The sequence below is a fragment of the Desulfococcus sp. genome (assembly GCF_050178255.1).
Lineage (GTDB): Bacteria > Desulfobacterota > Desulfobacteria > Desulfobacterales > Desulfococcaceae > Desulfococcus > Desulfococcus multivorans.
Genome location: NZ_JBFXGG010000125.1, coordinates 1 through 8,377 on the forward strand (window position 1 = coordinate 1; position 8,377 = coordinate 8,377).

General features: G+C 60.0%; 7 protein-coding genes. 2 read left to right on the plus strand and 5 right to left on the minus strand.

Annotation, left to right across the window (positions count from 1 at the left end):
- Nucleotides 1-127: 127 nt before the first annotated feature.
- From AB7S84_RS15100 to lepA, 3 genes are all read right to left on the minus strand, one after another.
- The gene (locus AB7S84_RS15100; protein WP_020878464.1) at nucleotides 128-631 is read right to left on the minus strand and encodes a 3-isopropylmalate dehydratase small subunit; all 504 of its coding nucleotides are present in this window, start codon (nucleotides 629-631) and stop codon (nucleotides 128-130) included.
- 122 nt (nucleotides 632-753) lie between these two features.
- Nucleotides 754-2,016 (minus strand): 3-isopropylmalate dehydratase large subunit, encoded by a 1,263-nt coding sequence (gene leuC / locus AB7S84_RS15105; RefSeq protein WP_020878463.1) that lies wholly within the window; start codon nucleotides 2,014-2,016, stop codon nucleotides 754-756.
- 311 nt (nucleotides 2,017-2,327) lie between these two features.
- Nucleotides 2,328-4,121, minus strand: a complete 1,794-nt coding sequence (gene lepA / locus AB7S84_RS15110) for a translation elongation factor 4 (RefSeq protein WP_428155475.1) — start codon at nucleotides 4,119-4,121, stop codon at nucleotides 2,328-2,330.
- A gap of 366 nt (nucleotides 4,122-4,487) precedes the next feature.
- Between lepA and AB7S84_RS15115 the strand changes: the two genes are divergently transcribed.
- Nucleotides 4,488-5,426: a GGDEF domain-containing response regulator gene (locus tag AB7S84_RS15115; RefSeq protein ID WP_234979181.1), complete on the plus strand. Its 939-nt coding sequence runs from the start codon at nucleotides 4,488-4,490 to the stop codon at nucleotides 5,424-5,426.
- Nucleotides 5,427-5,478: 52 nt separating this feature from the next.
- On the opposite strand, the gene AB7S84_RS15120 is transcribed toward AB7S84_RS15115, so the two are convergent.
- Nucleotides 5,479-5,763 (minus strand): antibiotic biosynthesis monooxygenase family protein, encoded by a 285-nt coding sequence (locus AB7S84_RS15120; RefSeq protein WP_020878460.1) that lies wholly within the window; start codon nucleotides 5,761-5,763, stop codon nucleotides 5,479-5,481.
- Between the two features lie 593 nt (nucleotides 5,764-6,356).
- Here AB7S84_RS15120 and AB7S84_RS15125 point away from each other — a divergent pair.
- Nucleotides 6,357-8,033, plus strand: coding sequence for an FG-GAP-like repeat-containing protein (locus AB7S84_RS15125; RefSeq protein WP_428155478.1), 1,677 nt, complete (start codon nucleotides 6,357-6,359; stop codon nucleotides 8,031-8,033).
- Nucleotides 8,034-8,193: 160 nt separating this feature from the next.
- Here AB7S84_RS15125 and AB7S84_RS15130 read toward each other — a convergent pair.
- On the minus strand, nucleotides 8,194-8,377 hold a 184-nt coding region (locus tag AB7S84_RS15130), incomplete at its 5' end, for a hypothetical protein (RefSeq protein ID WP_428155480.1).

The window sequence follows — 8,377 nt, forward strand, 5'->3', positions numbered from 1 at the left end:
ACGCCGCGTTCGTCGCTGGGGCGCCCCTTTCTGCCTATAGTCTTAAACCGTTAGTCTTCGGCCCTCAGCTTAAAGAGACTGAAGGGGTATCACCGCTCCGTTCGTCGCGGACGCACCCCTTCAGCCTTCAGCCTTCAGTCTTCAGCCTATATTGGATGTATTTCATCAACCCGCCGCTCTGGACAAGTTCCTGCATGAAGGGGGGGATGGGGCGGGTGGTGAACCGCTCGCCGGTCTCCACGAGGACGATCTCTCCCGTATCGAAATCCACCGACAGTTTCTTGCCGGTCTCGAAGGCGTCCGTCGCCTCGCATTCGAGGATGGGCAGCCCCATGTTGAAGGCGTTCCGGTAGAAAATCCGCGCAAAGCTTTTGGCGATGACGCAGGACACCCCGGCGGCCTTGATGGCGATGGGGGCGTGCTCCCGCGACGATCCGCACCCGAAGTTCTTCCCGCCCACGATGATGTCCCCTTCCCTCACCTTGCCGGCAAAGTCCGGATCCGCATCCTCCATGCAGTGTTTAGCCAGTTCCGCAGGATCGCTGGTGCTGAGATACCGCGCCGGAATGATCAGATCGGTGTCGACATCGTCGCCGAATTTGTGGATGTTTCCGGTTACTTGCATAGCCATATAAGTCCTTGATTCAGATAGTTAAAGAAAGTGGTGATTAGGGTTTTAGGGTTTTAGAGTTTTAATTACTTGAAACCATAAAACCTTAACACCCTTAAAACCTAACCACTGGCCCGAAGGGCCTATGCCACCCTGTCCGGCCCGACGATTTTTCCGGCGATGGCGGAGGCGGCGGCTACGGCGGGGTTGGAGAGGTAGACCTCGCTTTCCGGGTGGCCCATGCGGCCGACGAAATTGCGGTTGGTGGTGGCGATGGCCCGCTCGCCCTTGGCCAGGATGCCCATGTGCCCGCCCAGGCAGGGACCGCAGGTGGGGGGGCTGATAATGGCGCCGGCGTTCATGAAGATCTCGAAGAGGCCTTCGTCCATGGCCTGGCGGTAGATGGTGGGGGTGGCGGGTATGACGATGAGCCGGACCCCCTTGGCCGCCCGGTTGCCCGTGAGGACCCGCGCCGCCGACCGGAGGTCCTCGATGCGGCCGTTGGTGCAGGAGCCGATCACCGCCTGGTCGATGACCACCTCTCCCACCTCGCTGATGCCCCGGGTGTTTTCGGGCAGATGAGGAAAGGCCACCTGGGGCTCGATGTTCCCCACGTCATAGGTGATCACCCGGGCGTATCCGGCGTCGGGGTCGCTGTGGAAAGGGGTGTAGTCGCGGACCGCCCGGTCCTGGACAAAGGCCTCCGTGAGGGCGTCCGGGGCGATGATGCCGTTCTTCCCCCCCGCCTCGATGGCCATGTTGGCCATGGTGAGCCGCCCCTCCACGCTCAGGGCCTCGATCACGGGCCCGGTGAACTCCATGGCCTGGTAGAGGGCCCCGTCCACCCCGATGTCGCCGATGGTGTAGAGGATCAGGTCCTTGCCCTCCACCCACGGGTTGAGGGTTCCCTCGTAGACGAACCTGATGCTCTCGGGCACCCGGAGCCAGACCTCGCCGGTGATCATGGCCGCCGCCAGGTCGGTGGAGCCGACCCCGGTGGAGAAGGCTCCCAGGCCGCCGTAGGTGCAGGTGTGGCTGTCGGCGCCGATGACGAGGTCTCCAGGCAGCACCAGTCCCTGCTCCGGCAGGAGGGCGTGCTCCACCCCCATCTCCCCCGCGTCGAAAAACCAGGTGAGCTCCTGCTCCCGGGCGAACTCCCGCACCAGCTTGACCTGCATGGCCGAGGCGATGTCCTTGTTGGGCACGAAATGGTCCGGCACCAGGATGACGCGGTCCTTGTCGAACACCTTTTTAGCCCCGCTCTCACGAAACGCCTTGATGGCGATGGGGGCGGTGATGTCGTTCCCCAGCGCCACATCCACCCGGGCCATGATCAGATCCCCCGGCGACACCTTCGACACCCCCGCATGCGCCGCGAGAATCTTTTCGGTGATGGTCATTCCCATATGTTTCTCCTGATAGGGTTTTAAGTTTCAAGTGATTCTGTGTTCAACCTTCGGCTTTCGGCAATCATGGGCCGGGGCCGGATAGGACATAGGCTTAAGACTGAAGACTGAAGGCTAAAGGCTGAAGGCTAAAGGGGTGCAAGCGCCCCGTTCATCGAAGGGGCGCCTCTTTCAGCCTATAATCTTAAACCGTTAGTCTTCGGCTCTCAGCTCAAAGAGACTGAAGGGGTGTCACCGCTCCGTTCCTCGCAGGCGCGCCCCTTCAGCCTTCAGCCTTCAGCCTCTTTAGTCAGCCTTCAGCCTCTTCCTTCTCAATCCTCCGTCTTCAGCACCGACAGGAAGGCCGACTGGGGGATTTCCACCTGGCCGACCATCTTCATCCGCTTCTTGCCCTTTTTCTGCTTCTCCAGGAGCTTCCGCTTTCGGGTGATGTCGCCGCCGTAGCATTTGGCGGTGACGTCCTTGCGGAAGGGGGAGATGGTCGTGCGGGCGACGATCTTGGCGCCGATGGCCCCCTGGATGGCGATCTTGTACATCTGGCGCGGGATCTCCTCCTTGAGCTTCTCGCAGGCCCGGCGGCCCCGCTCCACGGCCCGGTCCCGGTGGACCAGCTGGGAAAGAGCGTCCACCCGCTCGCCGTTGATGAGGATGTCGAGCTTGACGAGATCGGTCTCCCGGAACTCGAGGATGTCGTAGTCGAAGGAGCCGTACCCCTGGGTGACCGACTTGAGCTTGTCGTAGAAATCGTAGATCACCTCGGCCAGGGGGAGCTCGAAGATCATTTCGAGCCGATCCCGGGTCAGGTACTGGTAGTTCCGGTTGATGCCCCGCCTATCGAGGCAGAGCTTCATCACCGCCCCCATGTAGCGGTCCGGAACGATGATGGCCGCCCGGATGTAAGGCTCGCGGGTCATCAGGATGTTGGACGGGTCGGGGTAGAGGGACGGGTTGTCGATGATCATGACCTCGCCGTCGTTGAGGGTGATCTCGTACTGAACCGACGGGGCGGTGAGGATCAGGGAGAGGTCGTATTCCCGCTCCAGCCGCTCCTGGACCACCTCCAGGTGGAGCAGCCCCAGAAACCCGCACCGGAACCCGAAGCCCAGGGCCGCGGAGGAGTCCTTCTCGTAGATGAGGGCCGAATCGTTGAGCTTCAGCTTTTCCAGGCCGACGGCCAGGTCTTCGTATTCGTCGGAGGCCACCGGGTAGATGGACGAGAAGACCACGGGCTTGGATTCCCGGAATCCGGGCATGGGCGCGTCGCAGGGGTTGGACTTGAGGGTGATGGTGTCGCCGCAGCTGGTGTCGGAGACGGTCTTGATGCCGGCGATCATGTACCCGACATCCCCGGCCGACAGCACCTTCCGGGGCTTCCGCACGATCTGGAAGATCCCCACCTCCTCCACCTTGTACCGGGCGTTGTTGGACATGAACTGGATGGTGTCGCCGGCCTTGATCCGTCCGTCGAAGACCCGGAAATGGACGATGGTCCCCCGGAAGGGGTCGTAATGGGAGTCGAAGATCAGGGCCCTGAGCGGCTTGTCGGGATCGCCCTTGGGGGGCGGCAGGAAATTGACGGCCGCCTCGAGGACGTCCTCGATGCCGATCCCCTCCTTGGCCGAGGTCAGGATCACCCGTTCGGGGTCGAGCCCCAGATCGTCCTCGATCTGCTCCCTGACCCGTTCGATGTCCGCCGAGGGGAGGTCGATCTTGTTGATGACCGGGATGACCTCCAGGTTGTGCTCCAGGGCCAGGTAAAGGTTGGCCAGGGTCTGGGCCTCGGCCCCCTGGCTCGCGTCCACCAGGAGGAAGGCCCCCTCGCAGGAGGCCAGGGCCCGGGAGACCTCGTAGCTGAAATCGACGTGGCCGGGGGTGTCGATGAGGTTGAGGCTGTAGGTTTTGCCGTTCTTCGCGGTGTAGGGCAGGCAGACGGTCTGGCTCTTGATGGTGATGCCCCGCTCCCGCTCGATGTCCATGGTGTCCAGGATCTGATCCTTGAAATCCCGGTCGGCGACAATGTGAACCGCCTGAATCAGCCGGTCCGACAGCGTCGACTTGCCGTGATCGATATGAGCGATAATGCTGAAGTTTCGTATATGTTCCATTTAATGCTGTGATTTTTTCATGATAAATGTTAAAATGTCATTTATTAAATTTTGAGATTCTGAAACCTTGACATATCGATCCTCGTGATCGCCTGTCGCGATCGCGGGGGGGCGGCACAGGCCGGCCAAATTTGTCGCCTCAAACGCCGCCGCACGTCTCCTGCCCGACCCCACGCCGGGAACGCGCCGCCGACAGGGTTGGGCTATCCAGAGCGCCGTCAACCGATGATATTGCTTCCGGGTTGACACTAAATTTGTTTCAGAATATATTGAACGTTTTTCAAAGAAAACAGGAGTTCTTTACTATCAACAGACCGATAGCCTGTCAACCCCGATGCATATCGGAATTCGCCAAACCAGGCCAATATGATGAAAAAACCCCGACGCCATATTGACAGCAAGGTCCTCATCGTTGACGACGACGACATGATACGGGCACTGATGAACGACTTCATGAAGACCCTGGGATACCAATGCTACACGGCATCCAGCGGTCTTGAAGCCCTCAGGATCCTGGAAGAGAATCCCGTGGACGTGGTCATCACCGATATTATCATGCCCGGCATGGACGGCCTGGAACTGACCCGGAAGATCAAGGAGAAGTACGATTACGAAATCATCGTGATGACCGGATTTTCCGGAGCGTACTCCTACGAGGAGGTCATCCAGAAGGGTGCCAGCGATTTCGTCTTCAAGCCCGTCCGCTACGAGGAGCTCCACCTCCGGCTGCAGCGCGTCCTGAGGGAGCGGTCCATGCGCGAAAAGCTCCAACAGCTCGCCATCACCGACGACCTGACCCGGCTCTTCAACAGCCGCCATTTCTACCGGCGGCTCTCCGAGGAGATGGACCGGGCCGTGCGCTACCATCACCCCCTCGCCCTTTTGATGCTGGATATCGATTATTTCAAGGCCTATAACGATACGCACGGCCACCTGGAAGGCAACACGGTGCTGACGCGCCTGGGGCATATCATCCGCAGCGGTTTGCGGCGGCTGGACTCCGCCTATCGATACGGCGGCGAGGAATTCACCGTCATCCTCCCGGAGACCGACGGTCCCGGCGCATGCCACGTGGCCCGGCGACTCTCGGACGCCATCGCCGGCGAACGGTTTTACCCCGCGGCGGGCAAGGCCGTCGGCATCACCGTCAGCATCGGAATCGCCGAGTACCGGCCCGACGAGAAGATGGAGGTGTTCATCAAGCGGGCGGACGTGGCCATGTACGCGTCCAAGCAGAAGGGACGGAATTGCATCACGTTTCTGGAGACGGACCCCGACGACACAGCGGTGCGGTCCGCGGGATGAAGCGTCCGGGTCGCCCCGCACCGCACCTTGCAGGGGCGCGGGGCTGCATCCGTCAATAGGTGTAGATCTCGTACGCCGTCTTCATACCGAGCAGGTCATCGATCTTTTCCTGAATCGCCGTCCTTTCGGGCGACAGGACCCACTCCCGCCAGTCGTCCACCGACGCCCACGTGCTGATCACCAGGCTCTCCCCCGGCTTGTCGAACCGTTTCAGGGTTTCACCGGAGATGTACCCGTCCCGGTTCATCGTCAGCACCCTGAGCTCCCTGAGAAGGACCGCCAGTTCAGCCTCCTTGCCCTTGGGAACCACCCTTTTAATCAGAATCTTAGCCGCCATGCCGCCTCCTTTCCGCCCGCGGGCCGTTCAACATCCGATTACGCGAACCCCGCTTCGCCGCGGCGTACCGTCCGAATCGCCTTCCCCGGGATTCGCAAGCATCCATCTCACCCCTCCTGCCAAGCCCCCCGAACCGCCGGCGCTTCGACAGGAGATCACATCCGCGATCCGGCCGACCGGGGCTGACCCCGATGCCGCAATAAATACATATCATATGTTGATTCACCTTCATAGAACAAATACGCCCCGCCCCCATCACCCCCCTTCCCGGTTTTCTGTTTGACAGGGAAAGGGGCTCTGCTATAAAAATCGGGTTTCAGGGTGGTTAGGGTGGTTAGGGTTTTAGGGTTTTAGAGTTTTAGGGTGTTAGGGTGTTAGAGTTTCAGAATTCCAGGATTATGAGGATGGAGGACGGAACGTCCGACACATAATCACATAATCACATAATCACATAATCACATAATCACTTAATCACTTAATCACTTAATCACTTAATCACTTAAAACCTTAAAACCTTAAAACCCTAATCACCCTAATCACCCTAATCACCCTAATCACCCTAACCTCGCATACTTTTTCTCAAGGAGCCAATTTTGCTAAAATATCCCAGATACGGCGTTTGCGTTTGCGTTTCGATCGTCATCGTGCTTTTTTTCGGTTTGGGTTTCGGGGGGGGCGGCACGGCAAGGGCCGAGACGGCGGCCAGGGTTCTGATCCTGCCTTTTGACATCCATTCGGACAAGGACCTCTCCTTTCTCAGGAACGGCATTCAGGACATGCTGACCTCCCGGCTGACCCGTCCGGGCAAGCTTCAGCCCATCCCCAGGGAGGCGGCCCTGAAATCGATCCAGGGCCTGGCCGACATCGATGAAAAGACCGCCGGACGCCTGGGAGAGACCCTGGGCGCGGACTATGTCGTCTACGGCAGTCTCACCGTCTTCGGCGACAGCATCAGCACCGACGCCCGGCTGCTGGACACGTCGGGGAAAAAGACGATGCTGTCCTTCAACGAATCGGGAAAGGAGAGCGGTGACGTCATCTCCCACATCGACCGGTTCGCGGGGCAGGTCGGCGAGACGCTGTTCGGCGCCGGGGCATCCCCCGCGCCTGCCGCTCCCGCCGCCGCGCCCAAGACTCCGGAAGAACAGAGCCGCATGCACCCCGAATCCCTCTGGACCGGCAAGATCGACGCCGAGGACCAGCGCCTGGCCGCCGGAGAGACCGGAAAAGGGGCCCTGGGCGCGGCCTGGAAGAGCCGCAACTTCAAAATGGCCATCGAGGGCCTCTCCATCGGCGACGTTGACGGCGACGGCAAGAACGAAACGGTTTTCATGACCGAGGACGGCGTTTTCGTCTACCGATACACGGACCAGCGGTTTCTCAAGATCGCCGAGATCCGGGAAAGCTTCAACCACCGTCATTTGAGCATCGACGTCGCCGACATCAACGAAAACGGCGTCGGAGAGATCTTTGTCTCCAACATCCACGAAGAACGGCAGTCCCTCATGTCTTACGTCCTGGAGTGGGACGGGGCCCGGTTCAAGAAGATCGCCGAGAACGTCAAGTGGTATTTCCGGGTGATCGACCATCCCTCCCGGGGCAAACTCCTGATGGGACAGCAGGGGGACACCAAGCGCCCCTTCACGGCGGGCATCACGGAGATGCGCTACAACGGCGTCGAGTACGTTCCGGAGACGGCGGGCGAGCTGCCCCTGCCCAGGTGGGTCAACATCTTCGGCTTCAACAGCGGCGATGTGGCGGGCAACGGTCGGGAGATGACCGTGGCCTTTTCCGAGCGGAACTATCTCAGGGTTCTCACCGCGGAAAATGAACGGGAATGGGAGAGCGAGGAGCCCTATCTCTCCGGCGGGATCTACGTGGAATATCCCGACGAAGCCGCCGCCAGAATCGGCGAGTACCGGGAGCAGATCCGCCAGTACCTGCCCCAGCGGGTTCTCATCTCGGACGTGGACAAGGACGGCAAAAACGAGGTGTTGGTCTGCCGCAACAAGGACGCCGCCGACGGCCTCTTCGCCAAGCTCCGGATCTTCAAGTCGGGCCAGATCGAGTGCCTGGCCTGGGACCAGTTCGGCCTCTACCCGAAATGGAAAACCCGGAGCATCTCCGGCCACGTCAGCGACTACGTCCTGGGGGACATCAACAACGACGGCCGACCCGAGCTCGTCTTCGCCGTCATCCGAAAAAGCGGCTCAGCCTTCGGCGACGCCCAGAGCTTCATCGCCTCCCAGGATATTCTGCCGAAGGAGTAGTAGGGCCTTCGGCGTCCTGAAGATCTTGAGACTGAAGGCTGAAGACTGAAGACTGAAGACTGAAGGGGCATAACCGCCCCATCCGTCGCAGACAATCCCCTTCAGCCTTCGGCCCGGTGATTAGGTGATTAGGTGATTAGGTGATTAGGTGATTAGGTGATTAGGGGCTTAGGGGGCCGAGGGCTTTGGCCCTCGGCTTTAACCACATAACCACATAACCACATAACCACTTATAACCCAAATCCCGCAATCCCCTCCCCCCTTTTCCCCCCACCGCCAAAGCCCCCCCTTTTTTCTCTTGACAGTCTTCGCGGCTTTGCATAAAACCATAAGCGATAACAATG

Coding starts and splice junctions, on each gene's coding strand:
- AB7S84_RS15100 (WP_020878464.1), bottom strand. CDS start 631: ATGGCTATGCAAGTAACCGGAAACATCCACAAATTCGGCGACGATGTC.
- leuC (WP_020878463.1), bottom strand. CDS start 2,016: ATGGGAATGACCATCACCGAAAAGATTCTCGCGGCGCATGCGGGGGTG.
- lepA (WP_428155475.1), bottom strand. CDS start 4,121: ATGGAACATATACGAAACTTCAGCATTATCGCTCATATCGATCACGGC.
- AB7S84_RS15115 (WP_234979181.1), top strand. CDS start 4,488: ATGATGAAAAAACCCCGACGCCATATTGACAGCAAGGTCCTCATCGTT.
- AB7S84_RS15120 (WP_020878460.1), bottom strand. CDS start 5,763: ATGGCGGCTAAGATTCTGATTAAAAGGGTGGTTCCCAAGGGCAAGGAG.